The sequence below is a fragment of the Streptomyces sp. RerS4 genome (genome assembly GCF_023515955.1).
Taxonomy (GTDB): domain Bacteria; phylum Actinomycetota; class Actinomycetes; order Streptomycetales; family Streptomycetaceae; genus Streptomyces.
The window spans coordinates 2,642,639-2,663,702 of record NZ_CP097322.1; the positions used below are offsets into that span (position 1 = coordinate 2,642,639).

At 73.7% G+C, this 21,064-nt stretch carries 15 protein-coding genes and 1 pseudogene; 13 read left to right on the forward strand and 3 right to left on the reverse strand.

From position 1 onward, the window contains the following. Positions 1–19: 19 nt before the first annotated feature. The 3 genes from M4D82_RS12135 to M4D82_RS12145 all read right to left on the reverse strand — a co-directional run bounded on the left by M4D82_RS12135 (position 20) and on the right by M4D82_RS12145 (position 3,058). Complete coding sequence (locus M4D82_RS12135; RefSeq protein ID WP_249766066.1) at positions 20–2,008, reverse strand: 4-alpha-glucanotransferase; 1,989 nt, start codon at positions 2,006–2,008, stop codon at positions 20–22. A 13-nt stretch (positions 2,009–2,021) separates the two neighbouring features. Further along, a complete protein-coding gene (locus M4D82_RS12140; RefSeq protein ID WP_249772364.1) occupies positions 2,022–2,264 on the reverse strand; it encodes a hypothetical protein in 243 nt (80 codons plus the stop codon). Between the two features lie 257 nt (positions 2,265–2,521). Then, on the reverse strand, positions 2,522–3,058 hold the full coding sequence (locus tag M4D82_RS12145) for an HNH endonuclease (protein WP_249766067.1): 537 nt from the start codon (positions 3,056–3,058) through the stop codon (positions 2,522–2,524). 262 nt (positions 3,059–3,320) lie between these two features. On the opposite strand from M4D82_RS12145, the gene M4D82_RS12150 reads away from it, so the two are divergent. The 13 genes and pseudogenes from M4D82_RS12150 to M4D82_RS12215 all read left to right on the forward strand — a co-directional run bounded on the left by M4D82_RS12150 (position 3,321) and on the right by M4D82_RS12215 (position 21,061). Next, a complete protein-coding gene (locus M4D82_RS12150) occupies positions 3,321–4,388 on the forward strand; it encodes a mechanosensitive ion channel family protein (protein ID WP_502988908.1) in 1,068 nt (355 codons plus the stop codon). Between the two features lie 137 nt (positions 4,389–4,525). Then, positions 4,526–5,749 carry an ROK family transcriptional regulator gene (locus M4D82_RS12155; RefSeq protein ID WP_249766069.1) on the forward strand — a complete coding sequence of 408 codons (1,224 nt, stop codon included), beginning with the start codon at positions 4,526–4,528 and terminating at the stop codon, positions 5,747–5,749. A 98-nt stretch (positions 5,750–5,847) separates the two neighbouring features. Then, on the forward strand, positions 5,848–7,182 hold the full coding sequence (locus M4D82_RS12160) for an ABC transporter substrate-binding protein (RefSeq protein ID WP_249766070.1): 1,335 nt from the start codon (positions 5,848–5,850) through the stop codon (positions 7,180–7,182). A 6-nt stretch (positions 7,183–7,188) separates the two neighbouring features. After that, positions 7,189–8,133, forward strand: coding sequence for a carbohydrate ABC transporter permease (locus tag M4D82_RS12165; protein ID WP_249766071.1), 945 nt, complete (start codon positions 7,189–7,191; stop codon positions 8,131–8,133). After that, positions 8,126–8,995: a carbohydrate ABC transporter permease gene (locus M4D82_RS12170; RefSeq protein WP_349637055.1), complete on the forward strand. Its 870-nt coding sequence runs from the start codon at positions 8,126–8,128 to the stop codon at positions 8,993–8,995. Before M4D82_RS12165 ends, M4D82_RS12170 begins: the two co-directional genes overlap by 8 nt. A 6-nt stretch (positions 8,996–9,001) precedes the next feature. After that, entirely contained in the window at positions 9,002–10,267 is a 1,266-nt protein-coding gene (locus M4D82_RS12175) for a 6-phospho-beta-glucosidase (protein WP_249766072.1), read from the forward strand. Beyond that, on the forward strand, positions 10,258–11,328 hold the full coding sequence (locus M4D82_RS12180; protein ID WP_249766073.1) for an N-acetylglucosamine kinase: 1,071 nt from the start codon (positions 10,258–10,260) through the stop codon (positions 11,326–11,328). Before M4D82_RS12175 ends, M4D82_RS12180 begins: the two co-directional genes overlap by 10 nt. Positions 11,329–11,547: 219 nt before the next feature. Then, positions 11,548–12,942, forward strand: a complete 1,395-nt coding sequence (locus M4D82_RS12185; protein WP_502989061.1) for a GlnX family signal transduction membrane protein — start codon at positions 11,548–11,550, stop codon at positions 12,940–12,942. A gap of 143 nt (positions 12,943–13,085) precedes the next feature. Then, complete coding sequence (locus M4D82_RS12190; RefSeq protein WP_249771723.1) at positions 13,086–14,021, forward strand: glutamate ABC transporter substrate-binding protein; 936 nt, start codon at positions 13,086–13,088, stop codon at positions 14,019–14,021. Between the two features lie 56 nt (positions 14,022–14,077). Further along, positions 14,078–15,364 carry a coiled-coil domain-containing protein gene (locus tag M4D82_RS12195; protein WP_249766074.1) on the forward strand — a complete coding sequence of 429 codons (1,287 nt, stop codon included), beginning with the start codon at positions 14,078–14,080 and terminating at the stop codon, positions 15,362–15,364. Beyond that, positions 15,361–18,197 (forward strand): annotated as a pseudogene (locus M4D82_RS12200) (serine/threonine-protein kinase). The gene M4D82_RS12195 and the pseudogene M4D82_RS12200 overlap by 4 nt, the downstream one beginning before the upstream one ends. Positions 18,198–18,490: 293 nt before the next feature. After that, entirely contained in the window at positions 18,491–19,648 is a 1,158-nt protein-coding gene (locus M4D82_RS12210) for a PP2C family protein-serine/threonine phosphatase (RefSeq protein ID WP_249766077.1), read from the forward strand. A 93-nt stretch (positions 19,649–19,741) separates the two neighbouring features. Next, positions 19,742–21,061, forward strand: coding sequence for a VWA domain-containing protein (locus M4D82_RS12215; protein ID WP_249766078.1), 1,320 nt, complete (start codon positions 19,742–19,744; stop codon positions 21,059–21,061). Positions 21,062–21,064: the final 3 nt, after the last annotated feature.

A 21,064-nucleotide genomic window follows, 5' to 3' on the forward strand; every position in this document is an offset into this window, starting at 1 on the left:
GTGCAAACGTAGCGAACACCTAAAGCGGGCGCGCGCCCGGGGGTGCCGTACGGGGACGCGCACCCTCCCGCACCGCGCTCAACAGGGCGTTCGCCCGGGGCGAGGCGGTCAGCGCCTCCAGCGTCAGGGGCCGGCCCGCCGCGTCGGCGAGCGGCAGCCGCCAGTTGGGGTACTGGTCCCAGGTGCCCGGCAGGTTCTGCGGCCGCCGGTCCCCCACCGCGTCCGGCAGCCATACGCCGACCAACCGGGCGGGCGTGCGCAGCAGGAAGGCGTACAGGGCTCGTACGGCGGCCTCCTCGGTCTTGGTCTCCAGCCCGAGCCCGTCCAGCCGGGTCAGCCAGCCCGCCGTGTCGGCCGCGTCCTCGGCCCGCTCCGCGTCCAGGGGGCGGGTCAGCAGCCCGAGCCGGTCGCGCAGTTCGACGTGGGCCCCGGCCAGCTTCGCGGCGGTGGGCGGCAGGTCGTGGGTGGTGACCGTGGCCAGACAGTCGCGCCGCCAGTCGGCGGGCGCGAGCGGTTCTCCGTCGCCCGCCCAGTCCCGCTCGAACCACAGGACGGACGTGCCGAGGATCCCGCGCCTGGCCAGCGCCCGGCGCACCTGCGGCTCGACCGTCCCCAGGTCCTCGCCCACGACCACGGCCCCGGCCCGGTGGGCCTCCAGGACGAGGACGGCCAGCATCGCCTCGCCGTCGTAGGAGACGTACGTGCCCTGCGCGGGCGGGGTCCCCTCCGGGATCCACCAGAGCCGGAACAGGCCCATGACGTGGTCGATGCGCAACGCCCCCGCGTACCGGAACACCCCGCGCAGCAGTTCCCGGAAGGGGGCGTACGCCGCCCGCTCCAGGGCGTCGGGCCGCCAGGGCGGCAGTCCCCAGTCCTGGCCGCGGGCGTTGAAGGCGTCCGGCGGGGCGCCGACGTCGACGTGCCGGGCGTGGAAGCCCGTACGGGCGTCCGAGCCCTCGGGGTGCACGCCGACGGCCAGGTCGTGCACGATGCCGACGCTCATCCCGGCCTCGCGCGCGGCCCGCTGGGCGGACGTCAGCTGGGTGTCCGTCAGCCACACCAGCCACGCGTGGAACTCGGCCCGCCGCACCGGGTCCTCCCCGGCGGCGGTCGCGCACCACGCGGCATGCCGCTCCAGCGGCTCGCCCTGCGCGGCGCGGAACTCCCGCCAGGCGGCCTCCCTGACGGGTGAACGCGGGACGGCGTACAACAGTTCCAGGGCGGCCCGCTTGAGCTCCCACACCGCGTCCCGGTCGATGAGGGCGCCCTTCTCCAGCACCTCGCGGCGCAGCCCGGCGCCCCGTTCGGCCAGTTCGGCGAGGGCTTCGCGGTCGGGGCAGTCGGCGTACTCGGGGACGTCCTCGATCCGCAGGTGCACCGGGTCCGGGAAGCGGCGCGAGGCCGGCCGGTAGGGGGAGGGGTCGGTCGGAGTGCCGGGGACGGCGGCGTGCAGCGGGTTGACCTGGACGAAGTCGGCGCCGTGGGTACGGGCCGCCCAGCGGGCCAGCTCCGCCAGGTCGCCGAGGTCCCCCATGCCCCAGGAGCGCTCCGAGAGCAGCGAGTACAGCTGGACGAGCAGCCCGTGGGCCCGCGGCGGCGCGGCCGGGGCCCGCTCCGGGGCCACGATCAGGGTGGCCCCGGCGGTGCGCCCGTCGGGGGTCTCGGCGGTCAGGCGGTGCACCCCGAGCGGCAGTTCGGGGCCCCATGCCACCTCCCCGCCCCCCTCCAGGGCCACCCGCAGCCGGGTCCCGGGCGGCAGCGCGGTCACCGCCGCCGGGGTGTCCTCCCCGCGCCACCGCACCACCGTCGGCGGCAACGGCCGCGCGGCCCGCTCCCGCTCGGCGGCGTCGGCCGACGCCCTGACCTCCGCGTCGGTGTCGACGGGGACCCCGAGCAGGGCGAGGACCGTCCGGACGGTGGCGTCGGGCACCCGGATGGTGACCTCCTCGGCGGGCCGGTAGCTGGTGGCGACGCCGTGGTGGGCCGCGAGCCGGGCGAGGTGGTCCATCGGGGGTCCCTGTCTAGAAGCCCGCGGCGGCTGCGGCGGGGAGGGTGGGCTCGCTGGTCAGCGGGGCCTCGTCCGCGAGCGGGGGTTCGCTGGTCAGCGGCGCGTACGCGGAGCCGGGCAGCGGGGGCTCACTGGTGAGGGGCCCCTCCGCCGGCCCGGACTGGGCGGGCAGGTGCGCGAGCGGGGCGTGGGCACGGGTGGCGGGGACGGGGGGTTCGAGGGTGCGGGCGGAAGAGGCGGCGGTACGGGCATTCATGGGAGCACTCCTTCGTGCGCGAAGACCGGACCCGCCCATGCAACACCGCCGGGGAACACCGCAGCCATACCCAGTCGGAGGCACCGCATTCCTGACGGTTCCGGGTCGGATCCCCCCACCGCGCCCACACCCCCGGCGACGGGGGCGGCGGCTCGGGAGCATGCGTACGCCCGGCGCCGCCCCCCTCGGGTCGGTCCTCGATCCGTCCTCGTTCTGTTGTTCCCGGCCGTTCGTCCGGTCCTCGTCCGGCCCGGCCGCTACGACGCGGCGGCCCCGATGCGCGTCAGCGCGTCGTCGGCCCCGTACGGCTGGAGGTAGGGCATCCAGCGGGGGTCTCGGTGACCCGTTCCGATGATCCGCCACGCCAGGCCGGACGGCGGGGCCGGCTGGTGGCGCAGCCGCCAGCCCAGCTCCAGCAGGTGCCGGTCGGCCTTCACGTGGTTGCAGCGGCGGCACGCGGCGACGACGTTGTCCCAGACGTGCTGGCCGCCCCGACTGCGCGGGATGACGTGGTCGACGCTGGTGGCGACGGCCCCGCAGTACATGCAGCGGCCCCCGTCGCGGGCGAAGAGGGCGCGGCGGGTGAGGGGAACGGGCCCCCGGTAGGGGACCCGCACGAAACGCTTGAGCCGGACCACGCTGGGCGCGGGGACGGCTCTGGTCGCGCTGTGCAGGAAGGCGCCGGATTCCTCCAGGGAGATCGCTTTGTTCTCCAGGACGAGGACGAGCGCGCGGCGGAGCGGTACGACGCCGAGTGGCTCGTACGACGCGTTGAGGACCAGGACGTGCGGCACGGACTGCCTCCTTGTACGCCGGCGGCGCGTGGCTCGCGCCGGGACGATCTGCCTTCCAGTCTCCCCTTACGGTCGGTCGAAACGCCACCACTCGCCCGTAACGGGTCCGGGGTGTTTTCAACCACACCCCCCTCATCCCCGCGTGAGTCCCGTCTCTCCCTCGAACACGGCGACAAGCTCGGGGTCCGTGCCCCGTTAGTGTGGTTGGCCTGCCCGCGCATCCCTTCCGGCGGGCAGACCGCTATGCCTGGAGGTTCCCGCCGTGCCCTCGCCCGCCACTCTGCTCCCCTTGGCAGCGACGACCACCGACGACGCCGCCGAGAGCGTGACGAACGCCGCGAGCTTCATCGAGGAGAACTGGGCCACCTGGCTGAGCGTCGGCCTGCGGATCCTGCTGATCATCGTGATCGCGGCGGCGCTGCGTTCGGTGGTCCGCAAGGCGCTGACGAAGCTGATAAACCGGATGAACTCCGGCGCGGAGGCCGTCGAGGGCACGGCACTGGGCGGTCTGCTGGTCAACGCGGAGCGACGCCGGCAGCGTTCGGAGGCGATCGGCTCGGTGCTGCGTTCGGTGGCCTCGTTCCTGATCCTGGGCACGGCCGCGCTGATGGTGCTGGCGGCGCTGAAGATCGACCTGGCGCCGCTGCTGGCGAGTGCCGGTGTGGCCGGTGTGGCGATCGGTTTCGGCGCCCGGAACCTGGTGACGGACTTCCTCTCCGGCGTGTTCATGATCATGGAGGACCAGTACGGCGTCGGCGACAAGATCGACGCGGGGGTGGCCTCCGGCGAGGTGATCGAGGTCGGTCTGCGCGTGACGAAGCTGCGCGGCGACAACGGTGAGATCTGGTACGTGCGCAACGGCGAGATCAAGCGGATCGGCAACCTCAGCCAGGGCTGGGCGACCGCCGGTGTGGACGTGCAGGTCAAGCCGACGGAGAACCTGAAGCGGATCCGCGAGGTGGTCCAGGGCGTCGCCGACACGCTGGCGAAGGAGTCCCCGTGGGACGAGCGCCTGTGGGGTCCGGTGGAGGTGCTGGGTCTGGACGAGGTGCTGCTGGCCTCGATGACCGTGAAGGTGTCGGCCAAGACCATGCCGGGTCAGCAGTTCGCCGTGGAGCGCGAGCTGCGCTGGCGGATCAAGGAGGCCTTCGACGCGGCGGGCATCCGGATCATCGGCGGACTGCCGGCGGGCGACGAGGAGGACGAGGCGCAGCCCGCGGACCCGGCGGCCGCCGTGGCCCCGCCGTCGGCGCTCGCCAACCCGACCTCGCCGCAGTCCCTGGCCACCGCCCCGATCCCGGCGCCGCAGCCGCCCCGGATCACCAAGTAGGCCTCACGTCGCGCCCGTCACCCTGCCCCATCGCGCTGCCCCGTCGGTCACATCCGGCGGGGCAGCGCCATTGACAGGCCTCGGAACGCGACAGGAAACTTACCTAACAATTCTTCCGGCGAGAGAGAGACCGCTCCATGCCCGCCGCAACACCCGGAACGCCCAGCCTGCTGCGCGCCATGAACGACCGCGCCGCGCTGGAGCTGCTGCTCGCGCACGGCCCGCTGTCCCGGACCCGGATCGGGCACCTGACCGGCCTGTCCAAGCCGACCGCCTCGCAGCTGCTGGCCCGACTGGAGGCCGCCGGACTCGTCGTGGCCACCGGCACCGACGAGGGCCGCCCCGGCCCCAACGCCCAGTTGTACACGCTCAACGCCCGCGCCGCGCACGTCGGCGCCCTGGACGTCACCCCCGAGCGGGTCCTCGCGGCCGTCGCCGACCTGGCCGGGACGATCGTCGGCAGCTTCGAGCTCCCCTACGCGGAGGGCGCCGAAGCCGTCGCGCAGGTCACCGGAGCCCTCGACGGGGCCCTGGAGGCCGCGGGCCTCGGCCGCGCCGACCTGCACCGGGTGGTCATCGCCACCCCCGGCGCCTTCGACCCCCGCACCGGCCGGCTGCGCTACGCCAGCCACCTGCCCGGCTGGCACTCGCCGACCCTGCTCGACGAAATGGCGGCCGCCCTGCCCCTGCCGGTCGAGTACGAGAACGACGTCAACCTGGCGGCCGTGGCCGAACAGCGGCTCGGCGCGGCCCGGGGCCACGAGGACTTCGTCCTGCTGTGGAACGAGGAGGGCCTCGGCGCCGCCCTGGTGCTCGGCGGGCGCCTCCACCGCGGCTGGACCGGCGGCGCCGGCGAGGTCGGCTTCCTGCCCGTACCGGGACACCCCCTGGTGCGGGAGGTCACCCGGGCCAACACCGGCGGCTATCAGGAGCTGGCCGGCGTACAGGTCCTGCCGCGACTGGCCGCCGAACTCGGCATCGAGCCCCCGCCGGCGGCCACCGGCGAGGACTCCGGATACGCCGCAGCGGAGGTGGCGGCGGGCGTCGCCCTGCTGCGGCTGGCCGCCGACCGACCCGAGGGCGCGCACCTGCGCTTCCTCCACTCCTACGCCACCCTCCTCGCGACCGGTCTGGCCTCGCTGGTCTCCGTCCTCGACCCGGAGATCGTGGTGCTGTCCGGGGCCGCGATCACCGCGGGCGGCGAGCCGCTGCGCGCCCTGTTGGAGACCGAACTCGGCGAACTGGCCCCTTCCCGGCCCCGGCTGGTCGCCGGCGAGGTGAGCGAACGGCCCGTGCTGCGGGGCGCTCTGGAAAGCGCCCTGGCCGCCGCCCGCGAGGAAGTCTTCGACACCTCCCGCTGAGCCCTTCCCCGTCCGTACCCCCACGCCCCATCGACCATGCCCCATCGACGCATCGGCACCCCCACCGGAAGTTCCTCCAGCAGAGAGCGAGCACCGCCATGCCCAGAACCGGACGCCTGACCACCGCGGCCGGCCTCGTGGCCGCGATATCCGTCCTCGCCACGGCCTGTACGGGCCAGAGCGGCACCGCCGCGGCCGACGACCCGAAGGCCGACGTCACCATCGGCTTCTGGCACGGCTGGTCCGCTCCCGGCGAGGCCAAGGCCATCGAGGAGAACATCGCGCGGTTCGAGAAGGCGCACCCGAACATCAAGGTCAAGGTCACCGGCAACATGACCGACGACAAGATCAACCAGGCGCTCCGGGCGGGCGGGGACAAGGCCCCCGACGTGGTCTCCTCGTTCACCACCGACAGCGTGGGCAAGTTCTGCAACTCCGGCGCCTTCGCCGACCTGAACCCCTTCCTGCGGAAGTCCGGGATCGACAAGGCGAAGGTCTTCCCCAAGACGCTGATGGAGTACACGCAGTTCCAGGGCAACCAGTGCACGCTGCCGCTGCTGAACGACGCGTACGGCCTCGTCTACAACAAGGACGCCTTCAAGGCCGCCGGCATCACGGAACCGCCCAAGACCTGGAGCCAATTCACCGAGGTCGCGCAGAAGTTGACGAAGGCCAACGGGGACTCGTACGACCAGCTGGGCATCATGCCGACCTTCCACGGCTACGAGACCACCCCGATGCGCCTGGTCGCGCAGTGGGGCCCGACCTACTTCACCGCCGACGGCAAAGCCAACCTGGCCAAGGACCCGGCCTTCGCGAACATGCTGACGGCGCAGAAGGACCTGGTCGCCAAGCTCGGGGGCTACGAGAAGTTGGAGAGGTTCCGCAGCACCTTCGGCGACGAGTGGAGCGCCGAGCACCCCTTCCACAAGGGGCTGGTCGCCATGCAGATCGACGGTGAGTGGCGGACCGACATGGCCAAGGAAGCCGGGGTCACGTTCGAGATCGGCACCGCGCCGCTGCCGGTGCCGGACGACCAGGTCGCCGACTACGGCAAGGGCTACCTGTCGGGCACGATCATGGGCATCGCCTCGGCGAGCAAGAAGCAGAACGCGGCTTGGGAGCTGGTCAAGTACATGACCACCGACACCGAGGCGGTCGTGGCGTTCGCCAACTCCATCCACAACGTGCCCTCCACGTTGGCGGCCCTGGAGTCCCCGAACCTGCGGGTGAGCCCGGAGTTCAAGACGTTCCTCGACATCGCCCGGCACCCGAAGTCGACCACCACCCCCGCCCGGGCCGACGGCGGCACCTACCAGCTGACCTTCCAGGACTTCGCGTACGCGGTCGAGAAGGGCGACGTGGCCGACATCCCGGCCGGTCTCGCCAAGATCGACCAGCAGATCGACACGGACATCGCGAAGGCGAAGTAACCTCCGATGACCGGCACGCATCCCCTGAGGGCGAAGCGCCGGCGGTCCGCGCTGCGGACCGCGGCCTTCATGTCGCCCTGGCTGATCGGGTTCTCGTTCTTCTTCGCCTACCCGCTCCTGTCGACCGTGTACTTCTCCTTCACCCGGTACGACGGCTTCCGCCCGCCCGTCTTCAACGGCCTGGGCAACTGGACGTACGTCTTCACGGACTATCCGCTGTTCTGGCCGGCCCTGTGGAACACGCTGTGGCTGGTCGTGGCGATGGTCGGCTGCCGGGTCGTGTTCGGCCTCGGCATCGGCCTGCTCATCACGAAGATCAAGACGGGGACCGGGATCTACCGGACCCTGTTCTCCCTGCCCTACCTGGCCCCACCCGTGGCCGGGACCCTGGCCTTCGTCTTCCTCCTGAACCCCGGCACCGGCCCGGTCAACGTCCTGCTGGACGCGGTCGGACTGCCCACGCCCGGCTGGTTCACGGACGCCGACTGGTCCAAGCCCGCGCTCACCGTGCTCGCCCTGTGGGGAGTGGGCGATCTGATGGTGATCTTCATGGCCGCCCTGCTCGACGTGCCCAAGGAGCAGTACGAGGCCGCCGAGCTGGACGGGGCCGGGGCCTGGAGCCGGTTCCGGCACATCACCCTGCCGAACATCTCCCCGATCATCCTGTTCGCGGTGGTCACCGGGGTCATCCAGGTCATGCAGTACTACACGCAGCCGCTGGTGGCGGGGAAGGTGTCGGCGGGCGTCATCGGCGGCTCGGGCCGGCAGTTCGAACCCGGATACCCGGACAAGTCGACGCTGACCCTGCCCCAGGTCGTCTACAACGCCGGCTTCCAGCGCTTCGACTACGGCGCCGCCTGCGTCGTCGCGCTGGTGCTGTTCGCCCTCTCCATGGCCGTCACCGCGCTGCTCATGCGCCGCCGCGGCGGACTGATCGAAGCGGGTGACTGAGGTGGCCGTCGTCGTCCACAAGCCGCGGGTCGTACGGCACAAGGCCGTCCTCCAGTGGATCGGCGTGCACTCCCTCGGGGTCGCCGCCGCCCTGTTCTTCGTCCTGCCCTTCGTGTTCCTCTTCCTCACGTCCGTGATGAGCGACCAACAGGCGCTGACCCGCGATCTGACCCCGGACACCTGGGAGTGGGGCAACTACGCGAAGGTGTGGAACACCCCCGGCTTCCTCACCTGGTGGCGCAACACCCTGCTGTACGCGGGCCTCGGGACGGTACTGACCGTGCTCTCCTCGGTCCCCGTCGCGTACGCCCTCGCCAGGTTCCGCTTCCGCGGGCGGCGGCTGTCGCTGCTGCTGGTGATCTCCATGATGATGCTGCCGCCCCAGGTGGTGGTCATCCCCATGTACCTCTTCTGGGCGAAGCAGCTGGACCTGTCCGGCACGCTGTGGCCGCTGATCATCCCTATGGCCTTCGGCGACGCGTTCTCCATCTTCCTGCTGCGCCAGTTCCTGCTGACCATCCCCGAGGAGTACCTCGACGCCGCGCGCGTCGACGGCTGCGGCGAGGTGCGCACCCTGCTGAGGGTGGTCCTGCCGATGGCGAAGCCGGGGATCGCCGCCATCGCGCTGTTCCAGTTCTTCGCCGCCTGGAACGACTACTTCGGCCCCCAGATCTACGCCTCCGACAACCCGGCCGCCTGGACGCTCAGTTACGGACTGGAGTCCTTCAAGGGCGCGCACCACACCAACTGGAACCTCACCATGGCGGCGACCGTGCTCGTCATGGCCCCGGTGATCGTCCTCTTCTTCCTCGCCCAGAAGGCGTTCGTCGAAGGCGTCACCCTGACCGGAGTGAAAGGCTAGGCCCCGATGAAACTCGCAGTGGTGGGCGGCGGTTCCACCTACACCCCCGAGCTGATCGACGGCTTCGCGAGACTGCGCGACACCCTGCCGATCTCCGAACTGGTCCTGATCGACCCGGCCGCCGAACGCCTGGAGCTGATCGGTGGCCTCGCCCGGCGGATCTTCGCCCGCCAGGGCCACCCCGGACGGATCACCACCACCGCCGACCTCGACGCCGGCGTGGCCGGAGCCGACGCCGTGTTGATCCAGCTGCGCGTCGGCGGGCAGGCCGCCCGCCTCCAGGACGAGACCTGGCCGCTGGAGTGCGGTTGCGTCGGCCAGGAGACCACCGGCGCGGGCGGCCTGGCGAAGGCGCTGCGTACGGTCCCGGTCGTGCTGGACATCGCCGAGCGGATCCGGCGGGCCGCCCCCGACGCGTGGATCATCGACTTCACCAACCCCGTCGGGATCGTCACGCGGGCCCTGCTCCAGGCCGGGCACAAGGCGGTCGGGCTGTGCAACGTCGCCATCGGCTTGCAGCGAAGGTTCGCGGCGCTGCTGGAGGTGACCCCGGCCGAGATCCACCTCGACCACGTCGGCCTCAACCACCTGACCTGGGAATTCGGGGTGCGCCTGGGCGGCCCCGACGGGACCGACGTACTGCCCCGACTGCTCGCGGAGCACGCGGAGGCGATCGCCGACGACCTGCGGATGCCGCGCGTCGTCCTGGACCGGCTCGGCGTGGTGCCCTCGTACTACCTGCGCTACTTCTACGCCCACGACGAGGTGGTCCGCGAACTCGGCGAGAAGCCCTCGCGGGCCGCCGAGGTCGCCTCGATGGAACGCGAACTCCTCGCCCTCTACGCGGATCCCACGCTCGACGAGAAGCCGGCGCTGCTGGCCAAGCGGGGCGGGGCCTTCTACTCGGAGGCGGCCGTGGACCTCGCGGCGGCCCTGCTGGGCGGCGGCGAGCCGGCGGTGCAGGTGGTCAACACCCGCAACGACGGGACGCTGCCGTTCCTGCCCGACGACGCGGTGATCGAGGTCCAGGCCCGCGTCGACGGCTCCGGGCCCGTGCCCCTGGCCGCGCCCCGGCCGGACCCGTTGTACGCCGGGCTGCTGGCGCACGTCACGGCGTACGAGGACCTGGCGCTGGACGCGGCCCTGCGCGGCGGCCGCGAGCGGGTCTTCCGGGCGCTCCTCGCACACCCGCTGGTGGGGCAGTTCGACCTGGCGGACGGGCTGACGGACCGGCTGCTCGCGCACAACAAGGAGCACCTGCCGTGGGCGTAGCGGAGGCGGCCGTGCTGGCCGTCGACGCCGGCAACAGCAAGACGGACGTCGCCCTGATCGGCTACGACGGCACCGTCCTCGGCGCCGGCCGCTCGGGAGGCTTCCAGCCGACCCGGGTCGGCGTCGAGGCGGCGGTGGACGTGCTCGGGCAGGCCGTGGCGCAGGCCGTCGAGGCGGCGTGGCCGGCCGGGTCGGGGACGGGTGCGGGCTCGGGTGCGGGGGCGGGGGTTCCGTACGCGGCCCGGGTCTCGGCCTGTCTGGCCAACGCCGACCTGCCGGTGGAGGAACACCGCCTCGCGCGGGCGTTGGACGCGCGCGGCTGGGGCACGGCGACCGACGTGCGCAACGACACCTTCGCGATCCTGCGGGCCGGTCTGACCGAGCCCGGCCCGCCGCGCGGGGTCGCGGTCGTGTGCGGGGCGGGCATCAACTGCGTCGGCATGCTGCCCGACGGGCGCACCGCCCGCTTCCCCGCGCTCGGGGTGATCTCCGGCGACTGGGGCGGCGGGGGCGGCCTCGCGGAGGAGGCCCTGTGGTGGGCGGCGCGGGCCGAGGACGGCCGGGGCGGGCCGACCGAGCTGGCGGCGGCCCTGCCCGCCCACTTCGGGCTGGCCTCGATGGCGCGGCTGATCGAGGCACTGCACCTGGGCCCGGTCCCCCGGGGCCGGATCCACGAGTTGGTGCCGGTGCTGTTCGCGGTGGCGGCGGCGGGCGACTCGGTGGCCTCGGCGATCGTGGAGCGGCAGGCCGAGGAGGTGGTGGCGATGGCATCGGTGGCGCTGGGCCGGCTCGGGCTGCTGGAGGAGGACGTACCGGTCCTGCTGGGCGGGAGCGTGCTCGCGGCCCGGCATCCGCAACTCGACGACCGGATCGGGGAACTGCTGGCCCTGCGGGCCCCGCGCGCCCGCGTGTCGGTGGTGACCGCACCGCCTGTCCTGGGGGCGGGGCTGCTGGGGTTGGACGCCCTGCGGTCCGACGCGGCGGGGTTGGACGCCCTGGGGCTGGACGGGTGCCCGCCCGCCGCCGGGGCCGAGGCGAAACTCCGTGCCCATTTCGGGTGAACCGGGGCCGGTTGCGGACCGGAAAGGAACCATGAGGCCGCGCCCCGCGTATTGACGATGAAGGGGTGACGGGGGCGGTCTCGGGGGAGGTACGGGGGCGGCGCCGGGTGACGGTTCGGGGTGGATCACCCGGGATCCGGCACCGGGTGCTGTGGCCGGACTCCACTACGGCCATACTGCTCCGGAACAGCAGGGACCGAGGGGGAGGTCACGGTGGCCATCACGACACGCGCGTCCGCGCCCGGGAGCGGTTCCCCCGGGGCGCGGGGCGGGCTGCCCGCGGGGCCCGAGCCGGGGCCGCCCGGCCGCCGTACGGCCTGGGCGGAGGGCGTGGAGCGGTTGCGCGCCGCCGCGACGACCGAGCCGGGCCGGCTGCGGATCATCGGGGCCGTACTGGCCGCGCTGGTCCTGCTGTTCGGGGCGGTGGCGGTGTGGGAGGTCTCCGACCGGACCACGGCGGCGGACGACGTGGTGGGCCGCAGCCAGCCGCTGAGCGCGGACGCGGCGAGCATCTACCGTTCCCTGGCCGACGCGGACACGGCCTCCTCCAGCGGGTTCCTCGCCGGCGCCCAGGAGCCGCACGATGTCCGGATGCGCTACGAGAAGGACATCGCCAACGCCTCGCGCCTGCTGGTCAGCGCCGCGGCCAACACGGGGGCCGGCGGGGAGTCCCGCAAGGAGATAGCCCTCCTCGGGGAGCAACTGCCGCGCTACACCGGCCTCATCGAACAGGCCCGCGCCAACAACCGGCAGGGCCTGCCGCTGGGCGGCGCCTACCTGCGCTATGCCAACGAGCAGATGAGCACCGTCCTGTTGCCCGCCGCCCAGCGGCTGTACGAGGCGGAGACCGGCCGACTGTACACGGACTACGACGAGGCGCGGGCCTGGCCCGCGGTCTCGACGGCGGCCGGCGTGCTCGCCCTCGGCGCCCTGGTGTGGGCCCAGCGCCGCAACTACCTGCGGACGAACCGCGTGTTCAACCACGGGCTGCTGGTCGCGACGGCCGCGTCGGTGGTGGTGTTGCTGTGGCTGACGGTGGGGCAGTCGATCGCGCGGGCCGGGCTGGGCGAGGCCCGCTCGGACGGACAGGAGTCGCTGAAGGTGCTCAACGACGCCCGGATCGCCTCGCTCCAGGCCAGAGCCAACGAGAACCTGACGCTGATCGCGCGGGGCGCCGTACTGGCCGAGGACAACAAGTCGGACAAGTACGACGTGGACTACGGCAAGAACATGCGGCAGCTCGACGACGGTCTGGCGCTGGCCCTGCGGCTGGCCGACGACACCCGCGGCCGGGAGCCCGTGAAGGAGGCCGTGGAAGGCGTGGCCCAGTGGAAGCAACGGCACGCCGCCGCCCGGGAGGCGGACATGAAGGGCGGGTACGAGGAGGCGCTGCCCCAGGTCATCGGGGACAAGAACAGCAGCGGGGCCTCCTTCGACCGGGTGGACGCCTCCCTGGAGCGGGCCGTCGCCCATGAGCAGCGGGAGTTCACCGAGGCCGCCCGGGGCGGTCGGGGCGCGATGGGCGGACTGTTCATCGGCTCGGCGGCGCTGGCGGTCCTCGGCGCGGTGGCGGCCCTCCTCGGCATCGGCCGCAGGCTTTCGGAGTACAGGTGAGGTCGATGCGGATAGGACGGGCACGGGCGGAGCAGGGCGAGGGAGCGGCGGATCCCGTGGCTTCCGGAGGTCGCGTACGCCGTTCCGCAGGTCGCGTACGCCGCCACGGCGGTCGGTTGCGCGGCTGGGGCGGGGTGAGCGCGATGGCCGCCGCCTGCGCGATGACGGCCGCCGCCGTACTGGTGCCGCTGACCCGGTCCTCCCCGGGGCCGGGTCGACCGGACGTGGTCCGCGAGCCCGCGTCGATGGCGGCGGCCCCCGCCGCCCCGGCCGACACCTGCCCGAATCCGGAGGCGAGCCTGCGCCCCTCCGACCTGGACGGGCCGGCCATCCAGCGCATCCGCGCCGCCGGCAAGCTCGTCGCGGGCGTCGACCAGAACAGCTTCAAGTGGGGCTACCGCAAGGCGGACGGCTCCCTCGCCGGCTTCGACATCGACCTGGTCAAGGCCATCGCCAAGGACATCCTCGGCAGCGAGGACAAGGTGATCTACCGCGCCATCCCCACCAACCAGCGGATCCCCGCGCTCCAGGAGGGCCGCGTCGACATCGTCGTCCGGACGATGACGATCAACTGCAAGCGGCTGGAGGACGTCGCCTTCTCCACCGCCTACTTCGAGGCCGGACAGCAGGTGCTCGCGCCCTCCGGCTCGACGATCACCGGGTACGACGCCTCGCTCAACGGCCGCCGCGTCTGCACGGCCGCCGGTTCCACGGCGGAGGCGGCCCTGAAGAACCGTTCGTACGGCGCCGTGCCCGTCTCCGTCCCGAACCAGTTGGACTGTCTGGTGCGGCTCCAGCTCGGACAGGTGGACGGCATCATCACGGACAACGCCCTCGCCGCCGGCCAGGCGGCGCAGGACCCGTCGCTGAAGCTGGTCGGGGCGCCGTTCACCCGCGAGTTCTACGGAGTGGCCATGAACAAGGACGCCACCGACCTGGTGCGCCGGGTGAACAAGGTGCTGGAGAACTACCGCGCGGGCGGTGAGAACGGCCCGTGGGAGAAGGCCTACCGGGACCACTTCGCGAACGTCCTGCCCCAGGGCGCCAAGCCGCCCGCGCCCAAGTACCGGGACGGCTGAGGCCGGTGACGGATGCGGAGCCCCACGTGAATCGTCCGGTGACGGGATCGGCCCTGATGGACCGCGACGACGTCGACCGCGCCCTCGCACGCCTCGCCGCCGAGCACGAGGCCGTCGAGACCTCCCTGCTCGCCCTCCAGGACCACGCCGGACGCCGGCTGTTGGAGGGGGCCGCGTTGAGCGGCTTCACCAAGGAGCGGTGGGCCGCGACCGACGCGGCGATCACCCGGCTGTGGACGTACTTCGACGCCTACAGCGGGGCGCTCGCGGCCGCCCGCGAGATCCGAGAGCGCAGCCGCTGGCCCGGCGTCAAGGACCTGTCCGAGCTGACCGAGCGGCTACGCGGACCCGGCGTGGTGATCGCCGGCGCCGGGGTGGAGGGCGCCGCGCTGACGGAGCGGTTCTCCCTGGCCGAGCTGGTGGCCCGGATGAACGAGCTGTACGCGGCCTCCCTGGACGTGGTGGTCGCCGCCGACGCCGTCTGGTCGGCGCTGCCCGCGCGGATCGACCTGCTCGCCGCCGAACTTCACCGGACGCGCTCGTTGGCGCACTCGGTGGGGGTACGGCCGGGCGAGCACCCGTCGGGGGACGACCTGGAGGCGATCACCGCCGAGTTGGCGCAGCTGCGGGAGGAGGTCATCGCCGACCCGTTGGCCTTCTGGGTCTCCCCGGCGGGCAGTTCCGCCCCGGGGGGCGGCCGGCCCGACACCGAGCGCTATGACCGGGCGGCCCGCGCGCTGGAGGACGTACGCCGCGAGGTCGAGGCGGTCCTGACCGTACGGCAGGACGCCGAGCAGCGGCTGATCGCCCTGCGCGACGTGCTCTCGCGGGCCGATCGGACCCTGGCGGAGGCGCGCACGGCGCGCGTCGAGGTCCTCGCGAAGATCGCGGCCTCCGAGGTCCCGGCGGTCAGCGGTCCGCCGACGGCGCTCCAGGAACAGCTCGCGGCGGCGGCCGAGTACCGGCGGCGCTCGCAGTGGCACCGGCTCTCGCCGCTGCTGGACGCGTTGGAGGACCGGGCCGCGGAGGAACTGGAGCGGGCCCGCGCCTCGTTGACCGCGGTGACGGCGCCGCTCGCGGTCCGGGCGGAGCTGCGCGGCCGGCTGGACGCGTACCGGGCGAAGGTGGCCCGGCTGGGTCTGGCGGAGGATCCGCTGCTGATCGAGCGCTACGACGCGGCCCGGCGGATGCTGTGGAGCGCGCCCTGTGATCTGCGGGTCGCGGAGGAGGCGGTGCTGCGCTACCAGCGGGCGACGGCCGAGGCCCTGGCCCCGGCGCAGTCGGATACGCGGTCGGATTCAGCACACCAGAGGCCCGACGGGCCGGGAGGGGAGCACGCATGAGCCTGATAGGAACGCCGTGCCTGCGCCCCGGCTGCCCGGGGACGTACGAGGACATGGGCGGCGGGGAGGTGTACTGCGACACCTGCGGGCTCGCCCCGATCGGCGCGGTCGCGGCCGGCGCCGAGGAGCTGGTGTCCCCGCCGACGGGGATGACGAGCGCCGCCCGACACGGGGACTCCCGGGGCTCGGCCGGCTCGGGGGGCTCCGGCCGGTCCTCGGCCTCGGCCCGTTCCTCGCGCTCGTCGCGCTCCTCGTCCTCCCGCCGTTCGGTGTCGGGGCGGCTGTCGCGTGCGCTGCCGGGCAGCGCGTCCAGCCGTTCGGTGTCGGTGCGCAGTTCGGGCTCGGCGGCCGGTGCCTCGGGGCGCAGCCGGCTGGGCGCCGGGCTGGTCAGCGTCCCGGAGGTGCCGCGTCCGGATCCTTCGGCGGCGGTGCTGGAGAACCCGGAGGTCCCGGAGCGCAAGCGGTTCTGCTCGCGCTCGGAGTGCGGGTCCCCGGTGGGCCGCGCGCGCGGGGACCGGCCCGGCCGGACGGAGGGGTTCTGCACCAAGTGCGGGCACCCGTACTCCTTCGTGCCGAAGCTGCGCGCCGGTGACGTGGTGCGCGGCCAGTACGAGGTGTCGGGCTGCCTCGCGCACGGCGGCCTGGGCTGGGTGTACCTGGCGGTGGACCGGGCGGTCGCGGACCGGTGGGTGGTGCTCAAGGGCCTCCTCGACACCGGGGACCAGGACGCGATGGAGGCGGCGATCTCCGAGCGGCGCTTCCTCGCGGAGATCGAGCACTCCAACATCGTGCGGATCTACAACTTCGTGGAGCACCTGGACCAGCGGACGGGCTCGCTCGACGGCTACATCGTCATGGAGTACGTCGGCGGCAAGTCCCTGAAGGAGATCGCGAACGAGCGGCGCCGGCCCGACGGGCGGCGCGATCCGCTGCCCGTGGAGCAGGCCTGCGCGTACGGGATCGAGGCCCTGGAGGCCCTCGGACACCTGCACAGCCGCAACCTCCTGTACTGCGACTTCAAGGTCGACAACGCGATCCAGCAGCAGGACCAGCTGAAGCTGATCGACATGGGCGCGGTCCGGCGGATGGACGACGAGGAGTCGGCCATATACGGCACGGTGGGCTATCAGGCCCCCGAGGTCGCGGAGGCCGGTCCGTCGGTGGCCTCCGACCTGTACACGGTGGCCCGCACCCTCGCGGTGCTGACCTTCGACTTCCAGGGCTACACGAACGTGTTCGTGGACTCCCTGCCGGATCCGGAGCACATCGAGGTCTTCCAGCGGTACGAGTCCTTCTACCGGCTGCTCGTACGGGCCACCGACCCGGATCCGGGTCGGCGGTTCGCGTCGGCGCAGGAGATGGCCGACCAGCTCACGGGCGTGCTGCGGGAGGTCGTCGCGCTCCAGACGGGCAAGCCCAGGCCGCAGCTGTCGACGCTGTTCGGGCCGGAACTGCGCGTTCCGGACACCCGGCTGTACGCGGACGCGCCCGGGGCGGAGGTGTCCCTCCTCGGGGCCCGACCCGCTTCGGAGCGGACGGGCCTGACGGGGCGGCTCCGGAGGCGGCGGAGGGGGTCCGAGGCGACGCCGGGGCTCGGTACGGCGGTGGCGCCGGAGGCGTACGGGGCCGGTGGGACCGCAGCGGCTGGTGCGGCCGGTGGGATCGGAGTGGCCGGTGGGACCGGAGTCGCCGGTGCGGCCGGGTTGACGGCCGGGCACGGCAGCGGGCCCTGGGTGGGCGGGTCGGCCGCCGGCGGGGTTCCCTCGCTCGGCAGCACCGCCACGCACCAGGCCGGAGCAGCGGTCCCGGCGCCCCGGCCGGGCAGCCCGGCGGCGCCCGCCGCGCAGGTCAGACCCCTGTCGCCGCCCTCGTGGCCGGGGCCGGTCCCGCGCCGGCTCCGGCTGCGGGTCTGGCCGGGCTCGACGCGCGGGACACCGCGCTGGCGCTGCCCGTACCGCTCGTGGACGCGACCGACCCCAACGCCGGTTTCCTGGCCGGGCTCCTCGCCTCCGCGCCCGCCGACCTGATCGGCGCGCTCGGCACCGCCCCGGCGGACTCCGCCGAGCTGCGGCTGCGCGAGCTGCGCGCCCGGCTGGAGCTCGGCGAACCGGCCGTCGCCGGCGCGGCGCTCACCGAACTGGAGTCCCGCTACCCGGACGACTGGCGCGTGGTGTGGGCGCGCGGCATCGCCGCCCTGGCCGGCGGGGACGACGAGACGGCGGCGCTGTCCTTCGACGCGATCTACGACGCCTTCCCCGGCGAGCCCGCGCCCAAGCTGGCGCTCGGGCTGTGCGCCGAGGTCCTGGGCCAGTTGGACAACGCCGCCGAGTACTACCGCCTGGTGTGGATCACCGACCCGAACTTCGTGAGCGCCGCCTTCGGGCTGGCCCGGGTCCAGCTCGCCTCGGGCGACCGCGAGGGCGCGGTGCGGACGCTGGAGTCCGTACCGGAGTCCTCGATCCACTACACCGCCGCACGGGTGGCGGCCGTACGGGCACGCCTGCGCGACCGGTCCCCGCAGGAGGCGCTGCTGCCCGATCTGGCGGCGGCGTCCGACCAGGTGGAGGCACTGCGGCGGTTCGGCCTGGATCCGGAACGCCAGGAGCGGCTGGCGACGGAGGTTCTGGGCTCGGCCCTGGACTGGGTACTGTCGGGTAGCCGGGGTGCCGACCCCGGCCGGACCTCGCTGCTCGGCAGTCAACTGGACGAGCGTGGGCTGCGCTTCGGCCTGGAGCGCTCCTACCGCGTCCTCGCCCGGCTGGCACAGCGGGGCGAGGAGAGGATCGAACTGGTGGAGCGGGCAAACCGTTTCCGTCCCCGGACGTGGGTGTGAGTGATGTCGATGCATCGGCTGTCGGGCTGCCCCAGCTGCGCGGAGCCCCTGGAGGAGGGTGACCGTTTCTGCGGGGTGTGCGGGTACGCCCTCTCCTCCCCGTATCCGTCCCCGTCCTCGGAGGACCCGTCCTCGCAGGACCCGTCGGCGGCCCGCCCGGCGACGCCGCCACCGCCGCCTCCGCTCCCGGCGCCCCCGGTGGCTCCCCCCGTGGCCCCGCCGGCCCCGCCGTCGGTCGCGGGCCGGTACGCGGAACCCGACCCCGCCGCGCCGGCGGAGCCGATCCCGGCGGGGTGCCCGCGCCCGGGTGGGTGGACTCCGCCGAGGGCGCCGCGACCCCGGCCGGGCACGAAGGCCCGTACGGTCACGCCGCCGCCCGCTACGACCTGCCGGGCGGCGGCGTGCCGCCCGAGGGCAACCCCGAGGGCTTCCCCCGGGAGCCCGACGACCACGGGACCCCGTACGGCGGCGGCCCGCAGGAGCCCGCGCAGCCGGCCGCCGCGCCCCGGGCGGACGGTGGCCGGACCTGCGTCGCCTGCCGCTCCGGACATGTGGACCCCGACGGCTACTGCGAGCACTGCGGCCACGCCCAGCCCCGCGAACGCGACCACCTGGAGGAGGAGCTCGGCAGCGTCGCCGCCGTCAGCGACCGGGGCCTGCGCCACCACCGCAACGAGGACTCCTTCGCCGTCTCCGCCACCGCCCTGCCCGACGGCTCGGCCGCCACCGTGGCGATCGTCTGCGACGGCGTCTCCTCCGCGAGCCGCCCCGACGAGGCCTCGGCCGCCGCCGCCGGCGCCGCCAACGAGGCCCTGTTGGAGGCCCTGCCCCGGGGCGCCCACGCCCAGGAGGCCATGCACGAGGCGATCCTCGCCGCCGGCGCCGCCGTCAGCGCCCTCGCCCCGCCGAGCCCCGGCGCCCAGAACGCCCCCGCCTGCACCCTCGTCGGAGCGGTCGTCGGCGGCGGGCTGCTGACCATCGGCTGGGTCGGCGACAGCCGCGCCTACTGGGTGCCCGACGACCGCGCCGCCCTCCCCCGCCGGCTCACCGAGGACGACTCCTGGGCCGCCCAGATGGTCGCGGCGGGGCTGATGGGCGAGGCCGAGGCCTACGCCGACGCGCGCGCCCACGCCATCACCGGCTGGCTCGGCGCGGACGCGTACGACCTCGAACCGCACACCGCCAGCTTCCGCCCCGACCACCCCGGGGTCGTCGTCGTCTGCACCGACGGCCTGTGGAACTATGCCGAGTCCGCGCGGGAGTTGGCGCGGATCCTGCCCCCCGACGCCGCCGAGCGGCCGCTGCACAGCGCGCAGGTGCTGGTGGGGCACGCCCTCGACGGCGGCGGCCACGACAACATCACCGTGGCCATCGTGCCGTTCGGCGCGCCGGCCGAATCCGGTCCGGCGACGGAAGCGGAACCCGGAGCGGAACCGCACCCGGAGGTCTGACCACCGCAGGGCCGCCGCCCGTCGCATGTCGCCCGTCGTATGTCGCCCGTCACCCGCCGTCCGTCATCCGTCGCCCCGAGGAGGAGTCCCACCGTGGCGAACTTCGCCAAGCCGAGCGCCCCGCGTTTCAGCGTGGAGGTGTACCAGAACGAGTTCCTCCCCGAGGGCGGGCGGGACGTGCACGCCATCGTGACGGTCACCTCCACCGGCGGTGCCACCGCCGGCCGCGTCCTCGGCCGGGACGCGGCGGTCGTGATCATGGTCGACTGTTCGGGTTCGATGGAGTACCCGCCCGCCAAGATGCGCGGGGCCCGCGAGGCGACGGCCGCCGCGATCGACACGCTGCGCGACGGCACCTCGTTCGCGGTGATCGCCGGCACCCACGTGGCCAAGGAGGTCTACCCCGGCCAGGGCCGCCTCGCCACCGCCGACCCCGCCACCCGCGCGCAGGCCAAGGAAGCCCTGCGCGGCCTGTCCTCCGGCGGCGGCACCGCCATCGGCACCTGGCTCCGCCTCGCCGACGGTCTGCTGCGCCGCTCCCCCGCCGCCATCCGGCACGGCATCCTGCTCACCGACGGCCGCAACGAGCACGAGGATCCGGCCGTGCTGCGGGCCACCCTCGACGCCTGCGCGGGCCGCTTCACCTGCGACGCCCGAGGCGTGGGCACCGACTGGGAGGTGAAGGAGGTCACCGGGATCGCGAGCGCGCTGCTCGGCTCCGCCGACATCGTCGCCGACCCCGCCCACCTCGCCGAGGACTTCACGCGCATGATGGAGAACGTCATGGGCAAGGAGGTCGCGGACGTGGCGCTGCGCCTGTGGACCCCCGTCGGGGCGGAGATCCAGTACGTCAAGCAGGTCTCGCCCACGATGCTCGACCTGACCGACCGGCGCGTCGAGGCGGGCCCGCGCGCCGGGGACTACCCGACCGGATCGTGGGGCGACGAGTCCCGCGAGTACCACGTGTGCGTCCGGGTGCCGGGGGCCGCCGTCGGCCAGGAGATGTTGGCCGCCCGTGCCTCGCTCCTGCTGCCCGGCCCGGCCGGCGAAGCGGGCACCCCGCTCGCCCAGGGGCTCGTCCGGGCGGTGTGGACGAACGATCCGGCCGCTTCGACCGCCATCAACCCGCAGGTGGCGCACTACACCGGACAGGCGGAGCTCGCGCAGGCTATCCAGCAGGGCCTGGAAGCCCGCAAAATGGGCGATGTCGACGGCGCCACGGCCAAACTCGGGCGTGCCGTTCAGCTGGCGAGCGTTTCGGGGAACGCCGACACTGCCAGACTTCTGGCGAAGGTGGTGGATGTCGTGGACGCCGTGGCGGGTACTGTGCGGCTCAAAGCGAAGGTCGCCGATGCCGACGAGATGACCCTTGAAACGCGTTCGACGAAGACCGTCCGAGTGAAGAAGACCTAGCAG

Bases quoted from the DNA above. Each gene is read 5' to 3' on its own strand.
- M4D82_RS12135 (WP_249766066.1), bottom strand. From the start codon at position 2,008: ATGGACCACCTCGCCCGGCTCGCGGCCCACCACGGCGTCGCCACCAGC.
- M4D82_RS12140 (WP_249772364.1), bottom strand. From the start codon at position 2,264: ATGAATGCCCGTACCGCCGCCTCTTCCGCCCGCACCCTCGAACCCCCC.
- M4D82_RS12155 (WP_249766069.1), top strand. From the start codon at position 4,526: ATGCCCGCCGCAACACCCGGAACGCCCAGCCTGCTGCGCGCCATGAAC.
- M4D82_RS12160 (WP_249766070.1), top strand. From the start codon at position 5,848: ATGCCCAGAACCGGACGCCTGACCACCGCGGCCGGCCTCGTGGCCGCG.
- M4D82_RS12165 (WP_249766071.1), top strand. From the start codon at position 7,189: ATGACCGGCACGCATCCCCTGAGGGCGAAGCGCCGGCGGTCCGCGCTG.
- M4D82_RS12175 (WP_249766072.1), top strand. From the start codon at position 9,002: ATGAAACTCGCAGTGGTGGGCGGCGGTTCCACCTACACCCCCGAGCTG.
- M4D82_RS12190 (WP_249771723.1), top strand. From the start codon at position 13,086: ATGGCCGCCGCCTGCGCGATGACGGCCGCCGCCGTACTGGTGCCGCTG.
- M4D82_RS12195 (WP_249766074.1), top strand. From the start codon at position 14,078: ATGGACCGCGACGACGTCGACCGCGCCCTCGCACGCCTCGCCGCCGAG.